Here is a 24,160-nt window from a genome sequence, read left to right as displayed (position 1 = left end):
GTTCCCACGCTGACTAAATACACATGCTTAAAACCCTCGCGGTGGCCAATTACCGCTCGATCAACAAATTGGTGGTGCCCCTGGACCGGCTGAACCTGGTGACTGGGCCCAATGGCAGCGGCAAGTCCAACCTGTATCGCGCCCTGCGCCTGTTGGCCGAAACCGCCCAGGGCGGGGTGATCAATGCGCTGGCCCGTGAAGGCGGGCTGGATTCCACATTCTGGGCCGGGCCGGAAAACATCAGCCGGCGCATGCGCAATGGCGAAGTACCGGTGGAGGCCGTGGTCGCCCAAGATGTCAAACGCTTGCGCCTGGGCTTTGCCGGGGAGGACTTCAGCTACGCCATCTCCCTGGGCATGCCCATCCCGGTTCCCGGCAGCGAGTTCAAACTGGACCCGGAGATTAAAAAGGAATGTATCTGGGCCGGCCCCCTCTACCGCCCGGCCAGCCTGTTGGTGCAGCGTTCGGGCCCGATGGTACGCGCCCGTGATGGCCGCGCCTGGGACGTACTGGCCCAGCACACGCCCAACTATCACAGCCTGTTCGATCAGGTCGGCAGCCTGCGCGGTTCGCCGGAAGTGTTGCTGCTGCGCGAAAGCATCCGTGGCTGGCGTTTTTATGATCACTTTCGCAGCGATGTGGATGCGCCGGTACGCCAGCCGCAATTAGGCACGCGCACGCCGGTGCTGCATCACGACGGTCGGGATCTGGCGGCCGCGTTACAGACGATTCGCGAAGTGGGCGATGTCGAGGCGTTGCAGCACGCGGTCAGTGATGCCTTCCCCGGCGCACGGTTGCATATCGAACCCTTGCAGGGCGGACGCTTTGCCATTGAGTTCTATCAAGAAGGCTTACTGCGCCCGTTGTCGGCGGCGGAGCTGTCGGACGGCACCCTGCGCTACCTGCTGCTGATCGCCGCGCTGCTGACGCCAAGGCCACCGACCATGATGGTGCTGAACGAGCCGGAGACCAGCCTGCACCCGGACTTGTTGCCAGCACTGGCGCGCTTGATTATCCAGGCCTCGAAACAGTGCCAGGTGTGGGTGGTGAGCCATGCCAGCCGGTTGATTGCGGCGTTGCAGCAGGATGAGGAATGTAATTCGATTGTGTTGGAGAAGGTGATGGGGGAAACGCGGGTCGCGGGGCAAGGGATGCTGGATGCGCCGGCCTGGCACTGGCCGGAGTAGGCGTTGCCTGCACCGGCCTCATCGGGGGCAAGCCCCCTCCCACATTTTGATGTGTGAATACATTCAAAGGTGGGAGCTGGCTTGCCTGCGATAGCTATCTCAGCCCTGCCACTTACCGCCTTCCACAATCACACTCTCAGGCTTGGTGTCATCGCTCAGCTCTTTACGCACATATTGGTCATAGAGCTTGAGTAGGAATTTCTCCTCGCCCAACTTTGCCAGCTCGGCATTCACCCAGTCACGCAGCTCGGTATTGCCCTTCTTCACCGCCGGGGCAATTGGCGCTTCATCACCCAGCTTCTCTTCCAGCACGCGGTAGCCTGGGTTCTGCTTGGCCCAGCTGAACAACACCAGATTATCCTGCGCATACGCATCACCACGGCCAGCCGACAGCGCCTGCAGCGACTCGGAGTTCTTCTCGAACTTGAGCAGCTTCCAGTCCGGGTGGTTCTTGGTCAGCCAGATATCGGCGGTGGTGCCGGTGGTGACGATGGTGGTACGGGTTGCCAGGTCATCCAGGCTTTTGACGGCGCTGTCATTCGGCACCAGGGCCTGCACCGCGACTTTCAGATTGGGGTTGGTAAAGTCCACCGCTTCCTTGCGTTCAGGCGTCACGGTCATATTGGCGAGGATCAGGTCGACCTTGTCGCTTTGCAGGAAGGGAATGCGGCTGGCCGGTTCCACGGCGACAAATTCCACTTTGTTTTCGTCGCCCAGCAGGTCCTTGGCGAATTGCCGGCCGATGTCGGTATCGAAGCCGACATAGCGACCGGCTTCGTCCACAAAGCCGAAGGGTGGCTTGTCCGTAAACACGCCGACAATCAGCTTATCCCGCGCTTTGATTTTGTCGATGTAGCTCACAGCCGCAGGTTTTACCGGCTCTTCGGCCTTTTTATCGCAGCCGGCCAGCAAGGCGACGGCAAACAGTGGCAGCAGTAACTTTTTCATATCAGCTCCAGTTCCTTGATCTTTTTGGGCAGTGTTGAAACAAAGGAGAACTTCTCCAGGAACTGCTGCGCGCGTGCGGTCTGCGGGTTCGTAAAGAATGCCTCGGGGGTGTTGTGTTCGAGGATTCGACCGGCCTCCATGAACACCACGCGGTCGGCGACGGCGCGGGCGAAGGCCATTTCGTGGGTAACGATCAGCAGGGTCATGCCATCGCGGGCCAGGCCCTGGATCACTTCCAGCACCTCCTTGACCATCTCCGGGTCGAGGGCCGCGGTGACTTCGTCAAACAGCATGACCTGGGGGTTCATGCACAACGAGCGCACGATAGCGATGCGTTGTTGCTGGCCGCCGGAAAGCTGGCGAGGGAAGGCATCGCGCTTGTCGGCCAGGCCCACGCGCTCCAGCAGTTTTTGCGCCTGCTCACGGGCCTCGCGGGGGTCGCGCTTTTGCACTTTCAGCGGGCCGAGCAGGATGTTGTCCAGCACGCTCATGTGCGGGAACAGGTGGTAGCTCTGGAACACCATGCCGATGTCCTGGCGTACCTGGCGCCAGTCGGTGGTTTTATCCAACAGCTCAAGGCCTGCAAACCGCAGACTGCCGCTGTGTGCCACTTCCAAACCGTTCAAACAACGCAGCAAGGTGCTTTTGCCACAACCGCTGGGGCCGAGGATCACCACCACCTCGCCGCTTTGCACGCTCAGGTCGATGCCCTTGAGCACCTGCGTCTCGCCGAAGAATTTGTTGAAACCCTGGAACTCGATCAATGCGCTCATGCTTGGGCCCAGCGCCGTTCCAGCACCTTGGAGGCGGCTGACAACGGGTAGCAGATAAAGAAGAAAAACAGGAACAGCGCACCGTAGATCAATACAGACTCATAGGTGCGCTCGATGATTTGCTGGCCGACCTTGATCACATCCACCACACCAATCAGCACCGCCAGGGAGCTGGTCTTGATGATGCGCGTGTACACGTTGATGGTCGGCGGCGTCATGCGCTTGAGGGCCTGGGGCAGCAGCACATAGCCGTACAACTGTGGGCCGGACAGGCCAATCGACAGGCCCGCTTCGCGCTGGCCACGGGGCAACGAATGCAGCGCGCCACGCACCACTTCGCCCACCTCGCTGGCGCCCCACAACGACAGCACCAGCACCGCGCACCAGAAACTCGGAATGCTCAGGCCGAAGAAGATCGGCAGGCCAAAAAACAGCAGGTACAACCACACCAGCACCGGAATGGCGCGAAACAGTTCCAGGTAGACCCGCAGCACGCCGTTGATCGCCTTGTTATTCAAGGTGCGCAACACGCCGTAGAGCACGCCGCCCACCGTACTGAAGGCGATGCTCAAAAACGAAATCGACAGGGTTTGCGCAGCGCCCTTGCTCAGTTGCGGCAACGACACCCAGAGCAACTCAAGACCCGAACTGGCCATGCTGGAGCCTCCTTTCCAGGCGGCTGAGCAACAGCGACAACGGCAGGAACAACAGCACGCAAATCAGCGTCAGTACGGCGAGCATTTCGTAGGTCTTGTAGTAGAGGGCGATGTAGCTCTTGGTGGTGTAGAGAATCTCCGGCACCGCCACCGCGGACACCACGGTGGTTTCCTTGAGCAGGAAAATGAAATTGGCGAACAACGCCGGCAGGCTGAGGATACCGGCCTGGGGCAGAATCACATGGCGCAGCAGTTGCCAGTCGGACAGGCCAATGGACTTGCCCGACTCGATTTGCGCCAGCGGCACCGCTTCCACACCGGCGCGCAGCACTTCGGTGAGGTAGGCGCCGCCCAGAAAGGTCATGGTGATAATCGCCGCCCAGAACCCGGAAATATTGAAACCCAGGGCCGGCAGCGCGAAGTAGACGAAAAACAGCTGGATCAACAGCGGCGTGTTACGCGCCAGCTCTACATACAACGCCACCAGGCGCGACAGGTAAGGCGTGCGAAACACCAGCAGCGCAGCGTTGATCAGCGCCACCAGCAAGGACGTGGCAATGGCGATCAGGCCGACTTGCAGCGTCACACCCACGGCCTTGAGAAACGCCGGCAGGGTGCTGAGGATAAAAGCGAAATCGAAGGTCATGTGCAGTCCATATCGCCGCATGGGTAATGCCGCGAGCGCAGTCCGTGCCGACGTGGATAACGTCAGCTAGCGCGAACTTTAAAGGTATAAAAATCAAAGTTTAAATACCTAGATAGCATATCCATATCACCAAAAAACTTACCTCTGTGGGAGCTGGCTTGCCTGCGATAGCGGTCCGTCAGGTACAGATGTGACACTGACCCACCGCTATCGCAGGCAAGCCAGCTCCCACAGTTTTGAATGTATTTCAGATAAAAAAACGCCGACGCTGTAGTAGCCGTCGGCGTTGAAACCTTGAAGGAGTTTTGGCTTACATCAGAACGCTGGCACCACCGCGCCGTTGTACTTCTTCTCGATGAAAGCTTTGACTTCCGGGCTGGTCAGGGCCTTGGCCAACTTCTGGATAGCATCGCTGTCCTTGTTGTCCGGGCGCGCCACCAGGAAGTTCACGTACGGCGACTTGGCGTCTTCGATGATCAACGCGTCCTTGGCCGGGTTCAGGCCAGCTTCCAGGGCGTAGTTGGTGTTGATCAGGTCGAGGTCAACCTGGTCCAGTACCCGTGGCAGCAGGGCCGATTCCAGCTCTTTGAATTTCAGGTTCTTGGGGTTGCTGGCGATGTCTTTCGGCGTGGCCAAGGCGTTGGTCGGGTCTTTGAGGGTGATCACACCGGCCTTTTGCAGCAGCAACAGGGCGCGGCCGCTGTTGGAGCCTTCGTTAGGGATAGCCACGGTGGCGCCGTCTTTCAGATCTTCAATTTTCTTGATCTTTTTCGAGTAGCCGCCGAAGGGTTCAACGTGCACACCCACCACGGTAATCAGGTTGGTGCCCTTACCTTTGTTGAAGTTTTCCAGGTACGGCAGGGTCTGGAAATAGTTGGCGTCCAGACGTTTCTCAGCGACTTGCACGTTCGGTTGTACATAATCGGTAAAGACTTTGATCTGCAGGTCCACACCTTCCTTGGCCAGGGTCGGCTTGATCAGCTCGAGGATTTCGGCGTGCGGGATCGGCGTAGCAGCCACCACCAGCTTTTCGTTGGCCTGGGCGAAGCCGGCAGTCAGGGCAGCCGCCAGAGCGGTAAACAACAGAACCTTTTTCATGCAATGTCCTTCTAACGACCGTTTTTATGTGAGGTGCCAGCGAAGTGCTATCGCGGCGTGGTGAGGACAATACCTAGATTTTTTATTCCCGAACAATATCTTTTATTCACGTTGATATTCCATTTTGCTCATACAGGAATTTACGCACCGATTCCTTCTCGGCTGGGCTGGCGCTGGCAAAAATTCGTCGTACTTGCTCCAGCGGCGAACCCGCCACCGGCAAGTTCAAATGCTCGGGCAAGATTTCATCGCCACTGCTCACCAGCAAGGCAAAGTGAATGACGTTTTCCAGTTCACGGGTATTGCCCGGCCAGGTGTGTTGCTCCAGCACCTGCTGGGCGGCGTCGCTGATCAGCGGCACCGGGAGGTCCAGGCGCTGGCTGTAGATGCCGAGGAAATATTCGGCCAGGGACAAGATATCCCCCACCCGCTCGCGTAGCGCTGGCAGGTCCAGCCGGCCTTCGCTCAAGTAATGAAACAGACGCTCGTGGAACTTGCCCACGGCCACGGCTTGGGCCAGGTCGATGCTGGTGGCGGCCACCAGGCGCACATCCACCGGGCTCGGCTGATGGGCACCGACACGGGTGACTTCGTGGTTTTCCAGGGCCGCGAGCAACTTCACCTGGATCGGCAGCGGCAAGTCGCCAATCTCATCCAGGTACAAGGTGCCGCCGTTGGCCGAGCCGAACCATCCCGCCCGGCTGCTCGCCGCACCACTGTGGCTACCGGCGGCATAGCCGAACAACTCGGCATCGGCATAGGTGGGGCTGATGGCGCCACAGTTGACCGAGACAAACAGGCCAGTACGGTCACTGCCACGGTGGATGTGCCGCGCCAGCAATTCTTTACCGCTGCCGGTTTCTCCGCGAATCAGTACGGGTAAGGCACGCGGCGCAAGGCTTTCCAACTCTTCACGCAGTTGGCGTGAGCGTGGGTCGACGAACACCAGCGCCTTGGCGCGGATGCTCAACGGGCTTTTTTCAGCATCGGGAAAGGTCAGCAGCGGCTGACCAAAGGTTTCATGCAGACTCATGGCAGGCTCCCGCCCCAATCCACTCAGGGACGGGCGTTGTAAAAAATATTAGGCGCTGCGCCGAGCGTGGTGCTCGAGGCGATGTTGCAGGCGATAGAGGTAAGCAAACCCTTGCTCCCAGCGCCGGTGGCCGGACTTCACATTGATATGCCCGGCGCCCGACAAGATGCCGGCTTCGGCGCCCCATTGACGCGCCAGTTCCAGAGCCCTGGGGGCGCTCACGGCACTGTCGTTATCGGAGCTGACCACCTGGCTGGGAAATGGCAGCAGGTCAGTTGGAATAGGGGCGAAATTGCGCAGAGCAGGGGCACACGCAGGGCGCTCGACATCCGCCGGAGCCACCAGCAACGCACCGCGTACCTGTCGCAAGAACTGCACGGGTGCGGTGGCGGCCCAGTGGGCCACGGTGATGCAGCCCAGGCTATGGGCGATCAGGATAACCGGCGTACTGTCAGCAGCGATGGCCTCGGCCAGTGCCGCCACCCAATCCTCGCGACGCGGCGTCAGCCAATCGGCCTGCTCCACCCGTGCGCTGTTGGGCAAGCTGTTCTGCCAATGGGTTTGCCAATGATCTTCTGGCGATCCTTGCCAGCCCGGCACGATCAGATAACGAATCGACTCGCTGTGCATGGGTGTGCCCTCCTGCAACGTTTAGCGTTGCAGCTCAGTATAGGGACGACCTTCAAACAGAATAAGGAATAAAAAAGAATTTATTAATAACAAAATAGAATTTAGCCATATCTCCCCGCCCACACCTCAGGAAACGCCATCGCTCGCCCCGACACCCAGGTGTCAGAGCGAGACGATGCCCTTCTCTTTGGCGAAGCTGGATTACTTTCCAGATGAGCAATCAGTGGCCACGTTCAAGCGTCCAGCGCTCACTTATTGCTCATGCCGCCAAGCCTATACCCGCATTAACGAGAATGCTGCATGGAGTGCTCCGCCCCGATAGAAACCCCAAACTTATGATTCATCGGCATATAATAATCTCTCAACTCAGTGTATTTTTTTGCATAATTTTCGGGAAGGAGAACACGAGCATTCAAGAGCTCGTTTATTTCATCGACAATCGGAAAGAAACCGTAGTTCTCTCGTTCGAGCACATCCCCAAACATTCTCGGACCGGTTATTTCAAAAATCTTTGTTTCATACTCTTTATAAGCCTGTTGCTCTGCGGTTGTCGCTTCCTCAGGCAGGAACGGACGATTTGCCTGCAACCAGGATTCATTAGCCTTGTATCGCTGATAAGATTCTTCCATAAGGGTATCGAGCAAAGGATTGTCGGGATGGCTCGCAAAATTACTTGTATTGAACCCATTGAAGTCCGTGGCAGCGTAAGTAACGGGCGAATTCATAAGAATATCATTTGGAGTGGCTTTCAGCATGACATCGCCTACCCCCTTAGTCAGAACATCGTCAGTATCGAGATAAATACCACCGTATTTTTTTATCAGCGCAACGCGCATGACGTCAGACGAGGCCGATAAATTCTGCCCTTGTCCTGAGCGAAAATACTGATACATCTCCCCATACTTGCCGGCATTGAGTTCTCGAAAAGCCTCCTCTTCTTTCAAATCGTGAACTTCAAGCCCACCCACTCGGTGATCCAGAGCGGATTTTATCTTCTGAAAGGCCCCAGCGTTATTGGCATCCACGTGAACGATAGACTTATACCCCGGGCTTTTCCTGGAGTTCTCAATAATATTTTCGAGCAAATGCTCTGGCATCTCATTGCCTGCCCAAAAATAGTGGATGACTTTTGGCACTTCTGTAGCGGCGGAAGGCAGCGACGGCAGTGGCGGTACTTTCAGTGTTTTATTAATAGTCGAAACCGGTGCACTTTTACTCCCGGCAGTCGCCTCCGCTTTAGTACCACTCAGCCACTTTCCTTGCCCCTTACGCCAATAAAAAATGTCATTCACTTGCCCGTTCTCGTTGAGCCCACGCCAGAGGCGTGCCTCTACGTCATACGTAACTTTTGTACCGTACTGATCTACAAAAACCATGTAGTCTTGCGAGAACATTTGATGGATATCGTCCATCGGAATCGTGAATTCCTCGAGGATCTTCGGAGGCGCAACAGGGCTCATCGGGTATCCTATCTGGCCATTGACACGTCGTGGCGGGTTGAAGTTTGGCCGCCCTTGTTCGGTGACTTGAGTGGGCGCCTGGGCTGCAATATCACCCCCTGCAACAATGCCCTCCCCGGAGACCCGCTCTGTCAGCACCTTCGCAAGCGGCGCCCCCGCATGAGTGGCTAATGGCGGCACGGCGTTCAATACGCCAAAAACGATACGGTCAGCCCCCGTCGCTTTGCCTTTGACGACATCATCAATACCGATGCCTGCCTGGGTGACCCCGGCAGCCAGGAAGAAAATATCCAGCCCTATGGCTACTTCCGGCATGACCAGCGCCAGTGGTGTCATGAACATTGCGACCTTTGTGGCCTCTTCCACACCCTGCAGTATCTTGTTCTTGGTGTAGTCGCCATCGCTGACAATGGCATTGTCGGCATCCGAGTAAGAACGCTCTTTTTGCCGAACCTTGACCGCTTCAAAAGGATCGCCACTTAATGGATCAACGGTGATAAAACGATCCGGCACCCAGCCATTGAGCCCCGAAAGAAACGCGTTCCCTGACGCCTGCGCTTCGGACCAATTGGCCATCCCTTCCAAGGTTTGCCGCACACCGTCTGAAAACGACCTTCTGGCCTGGTCCTTGAGGGAGAAATGCGTCAACAGTGATTCACGCTTTACAGGATCCCTGGCTTGCTCGGCCAGCCACGTTTTCATTTGTTCCGGATTGTCGAAGCGATGGATCGGCGAGGAATTGCCAGGGATGTAAAGCAATGTGAGCTGGGTTTTGCGGTCGGTCACACACATCAAGTCGGTGGACTGAAAGCCATTGATGCTCAGCAGACCGACATCCAGATCCGGGTCCTTGACCGCAGGCATTGTAAAATCCTGGGCGGTCAGCTCGGACCATTCCTTTTGCGCAACAGGCCCCAACGCACGCTGGGCGAGTGCTGCCTCGGCAGGCTTAAGCGAGCCTTCCAAGCGTTGTAGATTGATCGCTTTAACAAAAGAGATTTTACTCAATGATGTATATGAGCCGCTGTGCTTGTCCCAAAAGCTATCAAGGGTATTTTTATACAGTTTAGTCCGGTCTGTATCCCAGACTAATGTTTTAAAATCATCAACGGGTATGGATACCTGAGTATCCGAAGTATAAGGCGCAGCCCCCTGAGCACTCGGTTCCCGGTAAATACCTTGCCGACTGTTTGCCTCTTCGACCCAGCCGTCAATTTTATTGTAAACATACACTACCGGAGAAAAATATTTGGCAATTTTTCGAAACCAACCCTCATTATCCTCAATCGTTACATCTTGCCTGTTCTTCAGCGCCGCCTGTGTCAGTGTTATTTTTTCGACGACGTCTTTTTCGTCTTCCCCATTATCTTTAAATGTAACCAGAAACGTTTTATCGGGATCAAGATCCAATCCCCAGCGCTGCTTTATCGCTGCGGACAAGATTGTTGAAATTTCTTTTTCGGGGGTTATAAAATCGCCAGAATTCTTAATAATATAAGACTCTATATTAGCGTTTTTCTTCAATGTCGAACTTCCGTTGTTCGTCCCCCTGGAGACGCCGGCAGACTCCCCCCCTTTTGATGCACCGTATTTTCTCTGGTAGTCAACCAAACTTGGCGGCTTACAGGCTGAAGGATGTTTGAGACGTGGTGAACCGGAGGGTGGAGAGACCACCACCGGGGAATTTTCTACAGGCTTATCAGTTGACACCTGCGGATTTACAAACGTGTTTACCAGCTGAACAGGAAACCGTATAGGCATGTAATTTCTCCATTAATTAAATTGCTCCATGCACTGCCCAGCATAATCATGTCGTCCAGAATTGCACGCTTGGAAACACTCAAAAACATGTAAATTCTTTTCCTGTGCAACATCCATAAATACCTGACCCTTAAATAAAAAAAGGCCGCACCCTGCCAAGGAAAGCGGCCCAAAAACTGTCGAGATTTTTTGAAACTACCGTGCGGTGATCACCGACAACTTGGTAATCCCCGCGCGCTCGATCGACGCCATGGCGCGCGCCACTTCGCCATAATTCACACCGTCATCGGCCTGCAGTTGCACCCGTACATCGGGGTCCTTGGCCTTGGCCGCCTGCAGGTTGAACTCCAGCAGGTCCGGCTGGATGGCGTCCTTGTTGATAAACACTTTGCCTGCGCCGTCGATGCTCACCACCAGCGGGTCTTTCTGCTCGACCGGCGCTACGGCCTGGGTCTTGGGCAGGTTGATCGGGATGGAGTTGGTCAACAGCGGCGCGGTGACGATAAACACCACCAGCAGCACCAGCATCACGTCCACCAGCGGCGTGACGTTGATCTCGCTCAGCACCTCATCACTGTCTTGCGTGGAGAAGGCCATGTCAGGACGCCTCCTTCACTTTTTGCGGGCTGGCGACGCTGGCTTTGGTCAGTGTCGGATGCAACAGCACGCGGAATGAGTTCTTCTGCGCCAGGCTGTAGAAGTCGTGGGCAAAGTCATCCAGGTCTGCCGCCGTCAGCTTCAGGCGGCGCAGGAAATAGTTGTAGACCAACACCGCAGGCACCGCGACGGCGATCCCCACGCCGGTCGCAACCAGCGCCGCACCAATCGGCCCAGCCACGGTTTCCAGGCTGGCGGACCCGGCGGCGCTGATCCCCTTCAGCGCTTCCATGATGCCCCACACGGTGCCAAACAGGCCGATAAACGGCGAGGTGCTGCCGATACTGGCAACTACGGCCAGGCCGGTCTCCAGGGAGCGGCGCTCGCGCACGATTTGCTGGCGCAGGGCGCGTTCGAGGCGGTCCTGGTGATTGATCGCCTGGCTCAAATCCGCAGCGTGGGTGGTATCGCCCACCTGGATCGCGGCATAGCCAGCTTGGGCTACACGGGCGGCGGCGCCAGGCTGGGTGTCGGCGAGTTCGGCGGCCGAGTCGAGGCTCGATGCCGCCCAGAACTGTTTGTGAAACTTGCGATCCTGGGCTTTGAGGCGACCGAACTGCACGCCCTTGAGCAAGGCCAGGCACCAGGTGGCGACCGAAAAGGCCACCAGCAGCCAGATCACCGCGCTTTCGATGGATTCAAGTGGAGATGCCAATGCCATGATGTTTTCCCTCTGCGCCGCTGAACAATTAATGAATCTTGAAATCGATGGGCACGCTGACCCAGCCGTTCTGGGCCACATCGCCCTGCTTGGCAGGCACGAAACTCCAGCGCTTCACCGCTGCCAATGCCGCGTCATCCAACTGCTGGCGACCGCTGCTTTTTTGCACCTGGATCTCACCCGGTTTACCGCTGGCCAGCACCTGCACGCGCAGCAACACCGTGCCTTCCCAACCGCGGCGCTGAGCCAGTGACGGGTATTCCGGCGCCGGGTTTTTCAGGTACGCGGCGTTGGCCGAAGCAGGCGTCACCGGCTCTGGCGCCGCAGGTGCGGGCGGTGCAGGTGGCGCTGGCGTCGGTGGTGCAGGTGGCTGCTCGACGGCCTTGGGGGCCGGCTTGGGCTCAGGTTTAGGCACGGGCTTGGGCTTGGGTTTCACAATGGGTTTGGGCGGCGCCGGCTTGGCCGCCAACTCATCCACCACCGGCGGCGGTGGCTCGACCACAGGCGGTGGCGGTGGTGGCGGTACAGGCGGTGGCGGTTCAACCACCGGCGGCGCCGGCTGGGAAAATTCGATGGTCATCGGTGGAATTTCCGGCGGCACAATCGGCAGCACCGGCGTGGGTTTCTGGCTCACCCAATAGATCACTGCACCGTGCAGCGCCAACACCAGCAACCCGAGCAAAACCCCTTCGCGGCGGCTGGAAAAACGCTTCGGGGTCTTCTGCAGGCGCAATTGCCCCAACGGCGCGCGATGCGGCCGGCCAAGGTCGACCAACTCACCACTCGGTGCCTGGCGCCACTGCGCCTCGGGTGCACTGGCGGCGGTCTGGACATTGCCCATTGATTCACTCCCTGCGGTTTTGAAAAACCGACGGGGCCTACGTGAAGGCCCGTCGAGGGCTGAATCATCGGGGCCAGACACTTATCTCTTAAAGTAATCTTTAAAGTTATAAATAGAACAAAATTGCATATATAAAACAGCCGTTAACGCCAAAGCCACGGGGTACGTGGCCTGGCTTCAAGCCGTCGTTTTTCAATGCCCTAAAGGCATACAAAATATTCAGCAAAGGTATGGCTCAGTGCGGGTTTCCACTGCACAAAGCCAGCAATTCACCCAGCAAACTCTGGCCCGCGGCGCCCAAACCACTGCGGCCATACAGGGCCAATCGCACGCCATGAACAGGTGGCAAGCCACTCTCTGGGCCGAGTATGCGATGGCCCGGTTGCAACACCCGTTCCGGCAATAAACTGATGCCCAAGCCTGCCGCCACCGCCGAACACACGCTGGCCAGGCTGGCACTGGAATAGCCGATGCGCCAACGCCAACCGGCACGCTCAAGATGGTGCAGCATGTCGTTGCGATACAGGCCGCCCACGGGGAAAGCCACCAGCGGCAGCGGGTCACGGCCCAGGGCCGGGGTGCTTAGGCTGTCGACCCAGTACAAGGGCTCCGGCCACGACGCCACACAGTCGTCGCTGTCACCCATTTGCTTGACCAGCAACACGTCGAACTCACCGCCCCGGTACTGGCGCTGCAATTCAGGGCCCAGCCCGCTGGTGACTTCCAGTCGCACCCGTGGATAAGCCACGACAAACGCCGAAAGCAGCGGCATCAGGCGCTCGGCGGCAAAGTCCTCCGGCACGCCGAGGCGCAACACGCCATCGCTTTGCTGGTTGATCAGCACATCGGCGGCTTCTTCGTGCAGCGCGAGGATGCGGCGCGCATACGCGAGCAGGCGCTCACCCTCGGCGGTGGCCACTACCCGGCGCTGGTCGCGGTCGAGTAACTGATAAGCCACTGCGTCTTCCAGGCGGCGGATCTGTTGGCTGACGGTGGACTGGGTCAAGTGCAGGCGCTCGGCGGCGCGGGTGAAATTGCCGCAGTCCACCACGGCGACAAAGCTGCGCAACAACACGGGATCGAACAACGTCATCACCATTGTGTTTGCCACTGATTGGCATGTTTATATTTAATTTCAGAATACCTTGCTGGCTGACCATACTTCACCTTTCATCGCATCCGGGGGCCTTGTATGACCAACGATCAACCACACCTGCAACGCGCTATTGCCTTGGCCCGCGCCAACGTCGCCCAAGGTGGCCGCCCCTTCGGCGCAGTGCTGACGCGCAACAATGAGGTGCTGGTGGAAGCCGTGAATGAGATCCACCTGACCCAGGACCCCACCGCCCACGCCGAGCTGCTGGCGATCCGCGCAGCGAGCCGACAACTGGGCGCACGCCTGGAAGGGTGCGTGATCTATGCCAGCGGACAGCCTTGCCCGATGTGCTTGAGCGCCATGTACCTGTGCGGTGTAGAACGCGTAGTGTTTGCCGCCAGCAACGAAATGGCCGAGCCGTTCGGCCTGTCGACCGCAGCCATTGGCCAACAGGTCGGCCTGCCAATCGGCGCGCAACGCCTGCCCATCCAGCACCTTCCCGACGCCGCAATGACTGCGCTGTATCACCAGTGGAAAACCCTGCATGAGCCTGAATAAATCCCTCGCCGGCTGGGGCCTGCTGGTGGTGCTCGGCCTGAACCTGCGCCCCATCCTCAGTTCCATCAGCCCGCTGCTCGGCGAGATTCGCCAGGCCACCGGCCTGAGCTTTCAGAGCAGCGCCCTGCTCACCAGCCTGCCGGTGATCTGCATGGGGTTGGTGGCACTGGTCGGCGTGCGCGTGGAGGCGCGCCTGGGCGAGCGTCGCGGCATCGCCCTGGGCTTGTTGATGATTCTGCTGGCGTGCCTGGCGCGCTGGCTGATGGGCCAGGCTTCGGCACTGCTGGTGACCGCGCTGCTCGGCGGCGCGGGCGTGGCGCTGATCCAGGCGTTGGTGCCGGCGATGATCAAGCGCGAATTCCATCACCGCGTGCCGGTGGCGATGGGGGTGTACTCAGCTTCGCTGATGGCCGGCGGTGGGCTGGCGGCGTTGTTCAGCCCGGTAGTGGCCACGTATTTCGAGCAATGGCAGGCGGGATTGGGTGTGTGGCTCCTGCCGGCGCTGGGGGCACTGCTGCTGTGGGCCTGGCTGCCGCTGGGCGCGGCACGAAACCCACAGCAGGCGCCTGCGTTCAAAGGGTTACGCAACCGCCGCGCCTGGTTGCTGGCGCTGTATTTCGGCCTGGTGAACTGCGGCTACATGAGCATGGTCGCGTGGCTGCCCGCCTACTATCAGCAACTGGGTTGGGGCGTGCTGCCCAGCGGTTCATTGTTGGCGTTCATGACGATTTTTCAGGTGACGGCCGCCCTGCTGATGCCAGTGCTGGCGCAACGCGGTATCGACCGTCGCCCATTGCTCAGCATCAGCCTGTTGGCGCAAACCATTGGCTACCTGGGCCTGATCATTGCGCCGCAGGAATATCCTCACCTGTGGGTGGCCTTGTGCGGCTTCGGCCTGGGCGCCTGTTTCGCCCTGAGCCTGCTGCTGACCCTCGACCACCATCGCGACCCTCGCCAAGCGGGGCAACTGGCGGCGTTCGTGCAAGGCCTGGGCTTTTTGATCAATGCGATTTCGCCGTGGCTGACCGGCTGGCTGCGCGAGCTTACCGGCAACTTTGTCAGTGCCTGGGTGGTGCTGACGGTGACGGTAGTGGCAATGCTGCTGGTGACGCGGGTGTTCAGCCCGGCCACCTATCGCACCGACCTAGAAGTCGTAGCGCCCAGTCACGCCTAAGGTGCGCGGCGTGCCCAGCAAGCCCTCGTAACCGCCGTTACCGCCGGTCCACAGAGTGGTGTAGTAGGTTTTGTCGAAGGCGTTTTTCAGCCACAGCGACACATCCCACTGCCCTTGGTCATAGTCGCCGCGCAAACCGGTAGACAGGTTGACCACCGCATACGCCGGGATCTGCCCGTAGTCGGAATCTTCCACCGTGCCCACCGCCTTGGAACGGAACGCGTAGCTGGCGGTGACGTAGGGTTCGAAGCCGTTCGCCAGGTTCCACTTGTACTCGCCGTTGGCGTTGGCGATCCACTTGGAGGCGCCCACTACCTGATGGCCGCTCAAGTCGCAGGACGCCGGCGCACCGGGACGCAGGCTGGTTTCCGGCGGGCATGGCGCATCCTTGTAAGACAGGTACGTCACGTCATTGAAGGAGCCGTTGATGTTCAGGGTCAGGCCCTTGATCGGCACCAGGGTGCTTTCCACTTCCACGCCCCGCGAGCGCACCGAGCCGGCGTTGGTCAGGTACTGCACGCGGTTGTCCTGGTCGTAGGCGTTGGTCTGGTAGCCGTTGACCTGGGTCCAGAACAGGTTGGCATTGAGCTGCAGGCGGCGGTCCCACAACGTGCTCTTGAAACCCATCTCGGCGTTGTTGGCGCGCTCGGTGCCGATCAGCAACGAGTCGGCACCCGCTGTTGGCGCAGACCCCACCGCCAGGTTCACACCGCCGGATTTCTCGCCATGGGACAGCGTCGCGTAGCCCAGCAGGTTTTCGTTGAAGTGATAACTGAGGTTGAGCAGCCCCGACGGCGTGGCGCTGTATTGCGACAGGTCGCCTGAATCATAGGCCCCGGTACGCCCACGCCGCGCCGTGGCGGCAGGCCCGCTGACCGCCGCGCCACCGACTGGCGCATTGCGCGTGACCCAGGCGCTTTTTTCTTCATAGGTGCCGCGCACACCGGCGGTGAAATCCAGGCGCTCGGTCAGGTGCCAGGTGCCTTGGGCGAACAGCGCGAAGCTGTCGGTGCGGATATGCCCGTTGCCCACACTGCTCACATTGCTCAACGCACCGGCAGGCGTGCCGTTCCAGATATCGGCCTTGGGCCCGTAGTAGGCAAAGGATTTGTTATCCAGGTCGGAGCCGAAGTAGTAAGCGCCGAGTACGTAATCGAAGAAACCACCGCTGGGCGACGCCAGGCGAAACTCCTGGGACCACTGCTTATCTTCCACCGAAACCCCGGCGTTATACGACGCCGGTACATTGAGGCCGTCATCGTTGCGCGGGGTGAAATTCCACCAGCGGTACGAACTCACCGAGGTCAGGGTGAAGTCGCTGGGCAGCGTCCAGTTGGCTTCCAGCGACGTACCGCCCTGGAACACCGTGACGTGCTGGTCGTTGTCCAGGTTGACCTTGCGATGGGTGCCGTCCACCAGGGTGGCGCCTGCCGCGTTGGCCCGGGATTGATACAGGTTGGTGCCATTGATGGTCGGCCCGGTGCTGTACAGCACGCGGGTGCCGGCGCTGGAGTCTTCTTCGTTGTAGTCGCCGATCCAGCGCAGGTTGAAGGCCTCGCTGGGTTTGTACAGCAGTTGCCCGCGAAAGCCCTGGCGGGAGCCGCCGTTCAGATCATGGCCGTCATGTTCATTCTTGATATCGCCGTCGCTGCGCGTGCGATAGGCCGAGAAACGCCCCGCCAGGTCATCGGTCAGGGGTCCGGAAATCGTGCCCTTGGTCTGGAAATAACCGTCCTCGCCCAGGGAGGTTTCGATGCTGCGCTCTGGGGTAAAACTCGGCGCGCGGGTGCTGATATTGATCACGCCAGCGGTGGTGTTCTTGCCGAACAACGTACCCTGGGGACCGCGCAAAACCTCAAGCTGCTCGATGTCCATCAGGTCGAACACCGCCATGCCCGGGCGCCCCAGGTAGACGTTGTCGATATACAGCCCCACGCTGCCTTCCAGGCCATCGCTGGCCGGGTTGTTGCCCAGGCCGCGGATCGATACGCTGGACTGGCGCGCATGCATATAGGCGACGTTGACGCTGGGCACCAATTGCTGCAAATCCTGGATGCGATACACCCGCTGGGTTTCCAGGGCCTGGCCGCCGACCACGCTCATGGGCGTCGGCACGGCCTGGGCACTTTCGGTCCGCCGCCGGGCAGTCACCGTGACGGTTTCCAGTTGGCCACTGGCGCTTTCGCCCTTGCCAGCAGGCGCGGGGTTTTCAGCGGCCTGGGCCGGCGACCAACTGGTACTGCCGGCCACCAACATAGCCAGGGGCAAGGACTTGAACAGACTCATAAGCGGCTCCAGAACCCCGGAATACTCGTCGCCTAATATTCCCAAAGGTTATTTATTTATGTTTTTACGAACATTTACTGCATAAGAGATAGCCTTTATAAGGAGTCGACGTAATGCATAGCCAATGCATTTCCCGGATATTTTTGATGTGAAAAATGCATATCGACTTGCGCCAGCTTCGCCACTTCATCGCCCTCGCCGAACAGCGCAGTTTCGTCGCGGCAGCCGCAGCGGTGAACCTGTCGCAGTCGGCGTTCAGCCGTAGCATCCAGGCCCTGGAACACAGTGCCGGCTGCCAACTGGTGGACCGTGGCCGCAAAGACCTGGCGCCCACCAAGCAAGGCCAGGTGCTGCTCGAACATGCACGCCGCCTGGTCAGTGGCGCACAACAACTGGCCAACGAAATCAGCCAGTTCAATGGCCTGGAAGCCGGTGAACTGCGCTTCGGTTGCGGCCCCGCGCCGGCAGCGGGGTTAGTCCCACGTGCCATCGGCAGTTTTATCGGGCGCTACCCCAAGGCCCGCGTGCAGTTCCAGGTGGACGACTGGCAAAGCCTGGGCAAGCGCCTGCTCAGCGAAGAGTTCGAATTCTTCGTCGCCGACACCCGCCACTTCGAAGCCAACCCCGACTACCACACCCACCGCCTGCGCCCGCGCCGTTGGCACTTCTGCTGCCGCGCCGGCCACCCCTTGGCAGCGCACAACAGCGTCAGCGCCGCCGAGCTGATGAGCTACCCGCTGGCAGTGACCATCCGCCCGCCGAACCTGCGCAAAGTCATCGTCGACCTCAGCGGCCGGCCGGATTACCAGCCCAATGTGGAATGCGAAAACGGCTACAGCCTCATGGGCGTGGTACTGCGCTCGGACGCCATCGGCATCGTCAGCGCCAACAGCGACGTGCTGCACATGGCGCGCGGCGAACTGGTGTGTTTGCAGATTGAGGGATTGGACGAAAACCTGGAGGAGCGCTACACCCGCTACGGAATCGTCAGCCGCGCAGGGTATCGGTTGTCGCCGCTGGCGCAGGCGATGATTGAGCAGATCAAGGAGATAGATGAGAGGGACGAGGATGCTTATGCGTTGGAAAATATTGCGGTCTGACTAAGCGGCTGCCCGTCACCTGCGTGAAGTCATCATTAGATAACAAAGATCACCTACAAGAGGGTCTATAACCTTTTGACCCGCACGAGGAAGCGCGTTTGATGGACTGTATCTTTTGCAGCATTGCCCGCGGTACTGCACTCTCCCACCTCCTGTGGGAAGACCAGACCCACATGGCCTTTCTCTCCATATTTCCCAATACGCCGGGGTTCAGTGTGGTTATCCCCAAAACCCATCACGGCAGCTATGCGTTTGCCGAACCGGACACCGTGCTGTGTGACTTGGTCATCGCAGCCAAGAAGACGGCGAAGCTTTTGGACAAAGCGCTAAAAGGTGTGGCTAGAACGGGCATGATTCTGGAGGGTTATGGCGTCGATCATCTGCACGCCAAATTATTCCCGATGCACGGGACCGGGGAAGATAGCGCCTTCAAAAAAATCAGTTCGACCCAGGACAAATATTTTGAGCGTTATGAAGGCTATGTCTCCTCCCATGACGCGGCCAGGGCAGATGATAAAGCGCTGGCAGGACTGGCCGCTCACATCAGGTCCTTCGCCGGGTAAGCCTGCTCCCACAGGGGAATGCATTTCAACTGTGGGAGCTGGCTTGCCTGCAATGACGTCAGCAGCCACACCCATGCACTCAATGCATAGAACCCAGTCCCCAAATGCACTTGCCAGAGCGCCCCTCGAACGGCGAAAAAACCCACCTGTCCTCCGTTCGGTAAATTCCTATGTCTGACGCCAAACCCGTGCGCAACGTGCTCTACATCATGTGCGACCAACTGCGCCGCGACTACCTGTCCTGCTACGGCCATGCCCATTTGCACACCCCGAATATCGACCGCCTGGCCGACGCTGGCGTGCGTTTCAGTCGGGCCTATACACAAGGCACCATCTGCGGCCCGTCGCGCATGTCGGCCTACACCGGGCGTTATGTCAGCAGCCATCAAGTGGCCTGGAACGCAGTGCCGCTGCCCCTGGAAGAACTGACGATCGGCGACTACCTGCGCCCCCACGGCATCCGCACCGCACTGGTGGGCAAGACCCACGCCACGCCGAACCTTGAGGCCTTGCAGCGCCTGCAGATCGACCCCGACAGTGCCCAGGCCGAGCCACTCAATGAGGTCGGTTTCGATGCGTATCTGCGTCACGACGGCATCTACCCCGACAGCCCGCTGTTCGAGGATAAGCGCGAGTCCGCGCCCTACACCCAATACTTGCGTGATCACGGCTACCACGGCAGCAACCCTTGGCACGAATGGGCCAACGCCGCCGAAGGTGAGAACGGCGAAGTGCTCAGCGGCTGGCACATGCGCAACGCCGGCAAACCCGCACGTGTGGCCGAAGAACATTCGGAGACCGTCTACACCACCGACCGCGCCATCGACTTTATCGACGAACAAGGTGAACAGCCCTGGTGCCTGCACCTGTCGTATATCAAGCCGCACTGGCCCTACATCGCGCCGGCGCCTTATCACGCGCTGTACGGTACCGAGCATGTACAGGCACCGATTCAACCTGAGCACACCAGCGATCACCCGGTGTACCAGGCATTCCGCCAACACCAGGAGAGCCAGAATTTTTCCCGTGACGAGGTGCGCCTCACGGTGATTCCGACCTACATGGGCCTGATCAAACAGATCGACGATCAACTCGGGCGGCTGTTCGATTTTCTGCAAAGCACTGGCCGCTGGGACGACACGCTGATCGTGTTCACCAGCGACCACGGCGACTTCCTCGGCGATCATTTCCTCGGTGAAAAAGAATTCTTGCTGGAGCCTGCGGTGGGTGTACCGCTGATCGTGCGCGACCCGCGTGCCAGCGCCGATATCAGCCGCGGCACCGTAGACGAGCGCCTGGTGGAAACCATCGACGCCCTGCCCACCTTCCTCGACGCCTTGGGCTTGCCCGCCGCCGACCATCGCCTGGAAGGCCGCTCATTGATTCCATTGCTGCAGGGCGAGCAACCCAGCTGGCGCCGCTACGCCATTGCCGAATACGACTACGCCTTCCAGGCCCCGGCTCGCGAGCGCCTGGAGCAACCCATCGACCGTTGCCGCATGACCATGGTGTGCAGCGAGCGCTGGAAGTACCTGGCGTACGACGGCTTTCGCCCGCAACTGTTCGACCTGGAAAACGACCCGCAAGAACTGCACGACCTGGGCAGCGATCCTGCCTATGCCCAGGTGCGCGAGACGCACCTGGGTTATCTGTTCGACTGGCTGCGCGGTTTGAAGCGGCGCACCACCATCAGCCACACGGAGGTTGAACTGCGTGGGCAATGGTTTCGTTATGGTGAGCCAGAGGCAGAGAAAGTGGTGAAGATCGGAGTCTGGTAAACACCACGAATCCAAATGTGGGAGCGGGCTTGCTCGCGAATGCAGTGGGTCAGTTGATGAATACGTCGACTGACACTGCGCATTCGCGGGCAACCCCGCTCCCACATTTTTTAATCTTCACTCAGATTAAAGACCTTTAGTGGTTTTGCTTGATTGCCCCTGCACCCCCACCGGCACATCCCCCTTGAGCGTAACCCGGCGCACGATGCGCTCCTGGGTGCCGTAGTCGTCCACCGCGTAATGCTGGGTGGCACGGTTATCCCAGATCGCCACGTCGCCGGTGTTCCAGCGCCAGCGCACGGTGTTTTCCAGGCGAGTGACGTGGCCTTGCAGCAGGTTGAACAACTGCGCCGACTCTGCCTGGGAGTAGCCTTTCAGGCGTTTGACGAAGTGCCCCAACAGCAGGGTTTTCTCACCACTGACCGGGTGCACGCGCACCACCGGGTGTTCGGTTTCGTACACCGTGGAGGTGAACACCTTGCGGTATTCCTCCAGCTTCTCCACCGCCACATCCGGCTTGCGGGCGGCATAGTCGTACTCGTTGCTGTGCACTGCCCACAGGTGGTCAGCCAATGCGCGCAGTTCCACGCTCAGGTCGTTGTAGGCAGCGGCGGTGTTGGCCCATACGGTGTCGCCACCGGAAGCAGGCGCCAGCACCGAACGCAGGATCGAGGCCTTTGGGTACGCATCGACGAAAGTCACGTCGGTGTGCCAGGAATTGGCGCGCTGGCCACGGGTGCCATCCAACTCCATCAAGAAGCGCGTGCCGTCCCGCACCGGCACCGTCGGGTGGGCAATCGGCTCACCGAGCAGGTGAGCAAAGGCTTCCTGGCTCTGGTCATCAAGATGGGTTTGTTCGCGGAAGAAGATCACCTTGTACTGCACCAGCGCCTGCTGAATGGCTTCGACGGTGGCGGCATCCAGCTCACCGGACAGTTTGATGCCACGGATCTCGGCACCGATTCGCCCGGCCACCGGGTGAATATCGAGTGCGTGGGCGATGGGTTGAACGGCTAATGCGGCGTTGCTCATTGTGATGACCCTCATGTGCCTGCGAAATGGTGGGGGACGCTTCCAGCAACGCTCTATTCATATGCAATTTAGGTCTAGCAAATGAATGAATGCTTCGTTGACGAAATAAGAGCTTGCATTTAAAACCTCAGCTTGCTCGGTCGCAAATGCCTTCGACCTATTTTTAAAATGCCGGGAAAGCATATGGATCTTCGCCAACTGCGCTACTTCATCGCCCTCAACGAACACCGCAGTTTCGTGCGTGCCGCGGACGCCATGGGCATCACCCAACCAGCGTTCAGCCGCAGCATCCAGGGGCTGGAGCAGGAGTTCGGTTGCGTGCTCGTAGACCGTGGCCACAAGGACTTGCGCCCCACGCCGGAAGGCCAGGTGGTGTTGCAGCACGCCCTGAGCCTGGTGCATGGCGCAGCGCTGCTGAGCAGTGAAGTGACGCGCATGACCAAGCTGGACGCCGGCGACCTGCGTTTCGGCTGCGGTCCGGCGCCCGCGGTGAAACTGGTGCCGGATGCCGTGGCGCGGTTTATCAACGCGCACCCGAAAATCCGCACCACGTTTCAGGTGGATAACTGGGAAACCCTCAGCCGCCGCCTGAGCCGTGAAGAGATCGAATTCTTTATCGCTGACATTCGTCAGTTCGAGGCCGACCCGAATTTCCAGACCCGCGCACTCACCCCCAAACGCGGGGTGTTTTTCTGCCGCCCTGGGCACCCGTTGTTGGCCAAGGACAGCCTGTCGACCAACGATATGTTCGACTACCCGCTGGCGGCGCCGCTGATTTCCCAAGGCATTCGCAAGCTGTTGGCCAACCTGAGTGGGCGTATGGATTTTTCACCGAGCATCCAGACCGAGCACTTCCCGGCGCTGGTGAGCATCGTGCTGCAAACCAATGCCATCGGTGTCGGCACTGAAGAAGCGTTTGCCGAGGACATTGCCAGGGGGGCGTTGGTACTGCTGCACTGGCGCAACTTGCCGCAGCACATGGACACCCTGAGTGCACGCTGCGGGATTGTCAGCCGCACGGGGTCGCGGTTGTCGCCGGCGGCGAAGGCGATGATTGAGACCTTGGTGGAGGTGGATAGTCAGCAGGTGAGTGTGGCGGTTTGACGGGCCTCATCGCAGGCAAGCCAGCTCCCACATTTGAGCGGTGTACACATTCAAGTGTGTGGGAGCTGGCTTGCCTGCGATAGCGATAGCCCAGGCACCGACAAGCTCAGAGCCCCGCCGCCACCAACCCAGGCGCCACCCAATCACTCACCTGAAACGACTTGCGAATCAACTTCTCCCTGGACGCCAGGTCCACCGCATCCTGCAATTTGCCAAGGAACACCGGGTCCAGTGTGGAGGGGAAAACTTCGCTGAGTTTCTGGTCTTTCAAATCATTGGTGAGGATCACCGGCGGGTAACTGGCCAGCCCTGACACCAGTGCGATGTACGCCTGTTTGTTATTGTCATCGGTCAACCACTGCACCGCTTGCTGCTGAGCCTTGAGCAACGTGGCCACAGCGTCTGGGTGTTCATCGACGAATTTGGCGCTGCCCACCAGCACGGCCTGGATGCTGCCGGCATCGCCCAGGTCTTTGGTGGTCAGCGGTATCTCTGCCAAGCCTTTGGCCTGCAACGCCGTCAGGGTGGAACCGCCCCAGGTGGCGTCAATCTGCTTGGCGGCCAGGGCGGCAGCGGCCGCGTTGAAGTCCAGGTTGATCACCTTCAGGTCCTTCTCGCTCAAGCCCTGGCTGGCCAAAGCGCTGTCGAACGACAACTGGCTGGCCGTGCCACGGAACACCGCCACGCGCTTGCCCTTGAGGTCTTGCAAGGTCTTGATGCCGGAGCCCGGCACCACGCCGAGGTAGTGTTTCACTCCCCGTGCGGAGGCGCTGAGCAGCCGCGTGTCCAGGCCATTGGAGCGGCCGATGATCGCCGCCAGGTCGCCCAGATAGGCCAGGTCCACCTGGCCGTTGGCGAACGCTTCGTTGATCACCGGGCCGGCGCCCTTGAAATAATTCCACTGGATCTGGATGCCTTGGTCGGCAAAGGCTTTTTCAAAGATCTGCTGTTCACGCAACACGTCGGTGATGCCACCGCCGCTGTGCTGGCTGCCGGCACTGAGGTCGGGCACCGCAATGCGGATTTCCTTGAGGTCGGCGGCATGCACCAACCCGGCCAGGGCAGTGCCGACGAACAGGCTGATCAGACGTTTAAAGGGCAGTTTCATAAGCGCAGCT

22 protein-coding genes are annotated in these 24,160 nt (G+C 59.4%); 7 read left to right on the top strand and 15 right to left on the bottom strand.

Going from position 1 to position 24,160, the window contains the following annotated elements; all coding sequences use genetic code 11:
* The first annotated feature begins 23 nt into the window (after positions 1-23).
* Positions 24-1,187, top strand: a complete 1,164-nt coding sequence (locus E1K68_RS01950; RefSeq protein ID WP_212613719.1) for an AAA family ATPase — start codon at positions 24-26, stop codon at positions 1,185-1,187.
* Positions 1,188-1,286: 99 nt separating this feature from the next.
* Here the strand turns inward: E1K68_RS01950 and E1K68_RS01945 are convergent, their stop codons facing one another.
* From E1K68_RS01945 to E1K68_RS01890, 12 genes are all read right to left on the bottom strand, one after another.
* On the bottom strand, positions 1,287-2,135 hold the full coding sequence (locus E1K68_RS01945) for a transporter substrate-binding domain-containing protein (protein ID WP_003187618.1): 849 nt from the start codon (positions 2,133-2,135) through the stop codon (positions 1,287-1,289).
* The gene (locus E1K68_RS01940) at positions 2,132-2,908 is read right to left on the bottom strand and encodes an amino acid ABC transporter ATP-binding protein (RefSeq protein WP_057709528.1); all 777 of its coding nucleotides are present in this window, start codon (positions 2,906-2,908) and stop codon (positions 2,132-2,134) included. The genes E1K68_RS01945 and E1K68_RS01940 overlap by 4 nt, the downstream gene beginning before the upstream one ends.
* Positions 2,905-3,564, bottom strand: coding sequence for an amino acid ABC transporter permease (locus E1K68_RS01935; protein WP_003187616.1), 660 nt, complete (start codon positions 3,562-3,564; stop codon positions 2,905-2,907). Before E1K68_RS01935 ends, E1K68_RS01940 begins: the two co-directional genes overlap by 4 nt.
* Entirely contained in the window at positions 3,545-4,210 is a 666-nt protein-coding gene (locus tag E1K68_RS01930; RefSeq protein WP_003187615.1) for an amino acid ABC transporter permease, read from the bottom strand. The genes E1K68_RS01935 and E1K68_RS01930 overlap by 20 nt, the downstream gene beginning before the upstream one ends.
* Before the next feature lie 315 nt (positions 4,211-4,525).
* Entirely contained in the window at positions 4,526-5,308 is a 783-nt protein-coding gene (locus E1K68_RS01925; protein ID WP_003187613.1) for a MetQ/NlpA family ABC transporter substrate-binding protein, read from the bottom strand.
* A gap of 106 nt (positions 5,309-5,414) precedes the next feature.
* Positions 5,415-6,341, bottom strand: a complete 927-nt coding sequence (locus E1K68_RS01920) for a sigma 54-interacting transcriptional regulator (RefSeq protein ID WP_056782590.1) — start codon at positions 6,339-6,341, stop codon at positions 5,415-5,417.
* Positions 6,342-6,389: 48 nt separating this feature from the next.
* Entirely contained in the window at positions 6,390-6,971 is a 582-nt protein-coding gene (locus tag E1K68_RS01915; RefSeq protein WP_034134614.1) for an alpha/beta hydrolase, read from the bottom strand.
* A gap of 284 nt (positions 6,972-7,255) precedes the next feature.
* Complete coding sequence (locus E1K68_RS01910; protein ID WP_212613718.1) at positions 7,256-10,192, bottom strand: DUF6543 domain-containing protein; 2,937 nt, start codon at positions 10,190-10,192, stop codon at positions 7,256-7,258.
* 195 nt (positions 10,193-10,387) lie between these two features.
* Entirely contained in the window at positions 10,388-10,789 is a 402-nt protein-coding gene (locus E1K68_RS01905) for a biopolymer transporter ExbD (protein WP_003187607.1), read from the bottom strand.
* Position 10,790: 1 nt separating this feature from the next.
* A complete protein-coding gene (locus E1K68_RS01900) occupies positions 10,791-11,513 on the bottom strand; it encodes a MotA/TolQ/ExbB proton channel family protein (RefSeq protein WP_212614865.1) in 723 nt (240 codons plus the stop codon).
* A 25-nt stretch (positions 11,514-11,538) separates the two neighbouring features.
* Entirely contained in the window at positions 11,539-12,351 is an 813-nt protein-coding gene (locus E1K68_RS01895; protein ID WP_003187602.1) for an energy transducer TonB, read from the bottom strand.
* A gap of 235 nt (positions 12,352-12,586) precedes the next feature.
* Positions 12,587-13,438: a LysR substrate-binding domain-containing protein gene (locus E1K68_RS01890; RefSeq protein ID WP_003187599.1), complete on the bottom strand. Its 852-nt coding sequence runs from the start codon at positions 13,436-13,438 to the stop codon at positions 12,587-12,589.
* Between the two features lie 105 nt (positions 13,439-13,543).
* Between E1K68_RS01890 and E1K68_RS01885 the strand changes: the two genes are divergently transcribed.
* Complete coding sequence (locus tag E1K68_RS01885; RefSeq protein WP_003187598.1) at positions 13,544-14,005, top strand: nucleoside deaminase; 462 nt, start codon at positions 13,544-13,546, stop codon at positions 14,003-14,005.
* Positions 13,992-15,179: a CynX/NimT family MFS transporter gene (locus tag E1K68_RS01880; protein ID WP_212613717.1), complete on the top strand. Its 1,188-nt coding sequence runs from the start codon at positions 13,992-13,994 to the stop codon at positions 15,177-15,179. The genes E1K68_RS01885 and E1K68_RS01880 overlap by 14 nt, the downstream gene beginning before the upstream one ends.
* On the opposite strand, the gene E1K68_RS01875 is transcribed toward E1K68_RS01880, so the two are convergent.
* Complete coding sequence (locus E1K68_RS01875) at positions 15,150-17,465, bottom strand: TonB-dependent receptor (RefSeq protein WP_057709526.1); 2,316 nt, start codon at positions 17,463-17,465, stop codon at positions 15,150-15,152. The genes E1K68_RS01880 and E1K68_RS01875 overlap by 30 nt on opposite strands.
* Positions 17,466-17,620: 155 nt before the next feature.
* Between E1K68_RS01875 and E1K68_RS01870 the strand changes: the two genes are divergently transcribed.
* The 3 genes from E1K68_RS01870 to E1K68_RS01860 all read left to right on the top strand — a co-directional run bounded on the left by E1K68_RS01870 (position 17,621) and on the right by E1K68_RS01860 (position 20,906).
* Positions 17,621-18,565 carry a LysR family transcriptional regulator gene (locus tag E1K68_RS01870; RefSeq protein ID WP_212613716.1) on the top strand — a complete coding sequence of 315 codons (945 nt, stop codon included), beginning with the start codon at positions 17,621-17,623 and terminating at the stop codon, positions 18,563-18,565.
* A gap of 101 nt (positions 18,566-18,666) precedes the next feature.
* Positions 18,667-19,128 carry an HIT family protein gene (locus tag E1K68_RS01865; RefSeq protein ID WP_212614864.1) on the top strand — a complete coding sequence of 154 codons (462 nt, stop codon included), beginning with the start codon at positions 18,667-18,669 and terminating at the stop codon, positions 19,126-19,128.
* 170 nt (positions 19,129-19,298) lie between these two features.
* Positions 19,299-20,906, top strand: a complete 1,608-nt coding sequence (locus tag E1K68_RS01860; protein WP_212613715.1) for an alkaline phosphatase family protein — start codon at positions 19,299-19,301, stop codon at positions 20,904-20,906.
* Between the two features lie 126 nt (positions 20,907-21,032).
* Here the strand turns inward: E1K68_RS01860 and E1K68_RS01855 are convergent, their stop codons facing one another.
* Positions 21,033-21,938, bottom strand: a complete 906-nt coding sequence (locus E1K68_RS01855) for a TauD/TfdA family dioxygenase (protein WP_003187589.1) — start codon at positions 21,936-21,938, stop codon at positions 21,033-21,035.
* 183 nt (positions 21,939-22,121) lie between these two features.
* On the opposite strand from E1K68_RS01855, the gene E1K68_RS01850 reads away from it, so the two are divergent.
* Positions 22,122-23,042, top strand: a complete 921-nt coding sequence (locus tag E1K68_RS01850) for a LysR family transcriptional regulator (protein WP_003187586.1) — start codon at positions 22,122-22,124, stop codon at positions 23,040-23,042.
* A 106-nt stretch (positions 23,043-23,148) separates the two neighbouring features.
* On the opposite strand, the gene E1K68_RS01845 is transcribed toward E1K68_RS01850, so the two are convergent.
* Positions 23,149-24,150 (bottom strand): ABC transporter substrate-binding protein, encoded by a 1,002-nt coding sequence (locus E1K68_RS01845; protein ID WP_003187584.1) that lies wholly within the window; start codon positions 24,148-24,150, stop codon positions 23,149-23,151.
* Between the last annotated feature and the right edge of the window lie 10 nt (positions 24,151-24,160).

This window comes from Pseudomonas sp. B2021 (assembly GCF_018135665.1).
In the GTDB taxonomy this organism is placed as follows: Bacteria; Pseudomonadota; Gammaproteobacteria; order Pseudomonadales; family Pseudomonadaceae; genus Aquipseudomonas; species Aquipseudomonas lactis.
The sequence above is the reverse complement of the archived record's forward strand: the minus strand, read 5'-3'. Positions and strand labels throughout refer to the sequence as shown.

What these genes read in the sequence shown, in the direction of transcription:
- E1K68_RS01865 (WP_212614864.1), top strand. Translation starts at nt 18,667, where the DNA reads ATGGACTGTATCTTTTGCAGCATTGCCCGCGGTACTGCACTCTCCCAC.
- E1K68_RS01950 (WP_212613719.1), top strand. Translation starts at nt 24, where the DNA reads ATGCTTAAAACCCTCGCGGTGGCCAATTACCGCTCGATCAACAAATTG.
- E1K68_RS01875 (WP_057709526.1), bottom strand. Translation starts at nt 17,465, where the DNA reads ATGAGTCTGTTCAAGTCCTTGCCCCTGGCTATGTTGGTGGCCGGCAGT.
- E1K68_RS01885 (WP_003187598.1), top strand. Translation starts at nt 13,544, where the DNA reads ATGACCAACGATCAACCACACCTGCAACGCGCTATTGCCTTGGCCCGC.
- E1K68_RS01855 (WP_003187589.1), bottom strand. Translation starts at nt 21,938, where the DNA reads ATGAGCAACGCCGCATTAGCCGTTCAACCCATCGCCCACGCACTCGAT.
- E1K68_RS01920 (WP_056782590.1), bottom strand. Translation starts at nt 6,341, where the DNA reads ATGAGTCTGCATGAAACCTTTGGTCAGCCGCTGCTGACCTTTCCCGAT.
- E1K68_RS01860 (WP_212613715.1), top strand. Translation starts at nt 19,299, where the DNA reads ATGTCTGACGCCAAACCCGTGCGCAACGTGCTCTACATCATGTGCGAC.
- E1K68_RS01940 (WP_057709528.1), bottom strand. Translation starts at nt 2,908, where the DNA reads ATGAGCGCATTGATCGAGTTCCAGGGTTTCAACAAATTCTTCGGCGAG.
- E1K68_RS01915 (WP_034134614.1), bottom strand. Translation starts at nt 6,971, where the DNA reads ATGCACAGCGAGTCGATTCGTTATCTGATCGTGCCGGGCTGGCAAGGA.
- E1K68_RS01910 (WP_212613718.1), bottom strand. Translation starts at nt 10,192, where the DNA reads ATGCCTATACGGTTTCCTGTTCAGCTGGTAAACACGTTTGTAAATCCG.
- E1K68_RS01870 (WP_212613716.1), top strand. Translation starts at nt 17,621, where the DNA reads ATGCATATCGACTTGCGCCAGCTTCGCCACTTCATCGCCCTCGCCGAA.
- E1K68_RS01845 (WP_003187584.1), bottom strand. Translation starts at nt 24,150, where the DNA reads ATGAAACTGCCCTTTAAACGTCTGATCAGCCTGTTCGTCGGCACTGCC.
- E1K68_RS01905 (WP_003187607.1), bottom strand. Translation starts at nt 10,789, where the DNA reads ATGGCCTTCTCCACGCAAGACAGTGATGAGGTGCTGAGCGAGATCAAC.
- E1K68_RS01850 (WP_003187586.1), top strand. Translation starts at nt 22,122, where the DNA reads ATGGATCTTCGCCAACTGCGCTACTTCATCGCCCTCAACGAACACCGC.
- E1K68_RS01945 (WP_003187618.1), bottom strand. Translation starts at nt 2,135, where the DNA reads ATGAAAAAGTTACTGCTGCCACTGTTTGCCGTCGCCTTGCTGGCCGGC.
- E1K68_RS01935 (WP_003187616.1), bottom strand. Translation starts at nt 3,564, where the DNA reads ATGGCCAGTTCGGGTCTTGAGTTGCTCTGGGTGTCGTTGCCGCAACTG.
- E1K68_RS01895 (WP_003187602.1), bottom strand. Translation starts at nt 12,351, where the DNA reads ATGGGCAATGTCCAGACCGCCGCCAGTGCACCCGAGGCGCAGTGGCGC.
- E1K68_RS01930 (WP_003187615.1), bottom strand. Translation starts at nt 4,210, where the DNA reads ATGACCTTCGATTTCGCTTTTATCCTCAGCACCCTGCCGGCGTTTCTC.
- E1K68_RS01880 (WP_212613717.1), top strand. Translation starts at nt 13,992, where the DNA reads ATGAGCCTGAATAAATCCCTCGCCGGCTGGGGCCTGCTGGTGGTGCTC.
- E1K68_RS01925 (WP_003187613.1), bottom strand. Translation starts at nt 5,308, where the DNA reads ATGAAAAAGGTTCTGTTGTTTACCGCTCTGGCGGCTGCCCTGACTGCC.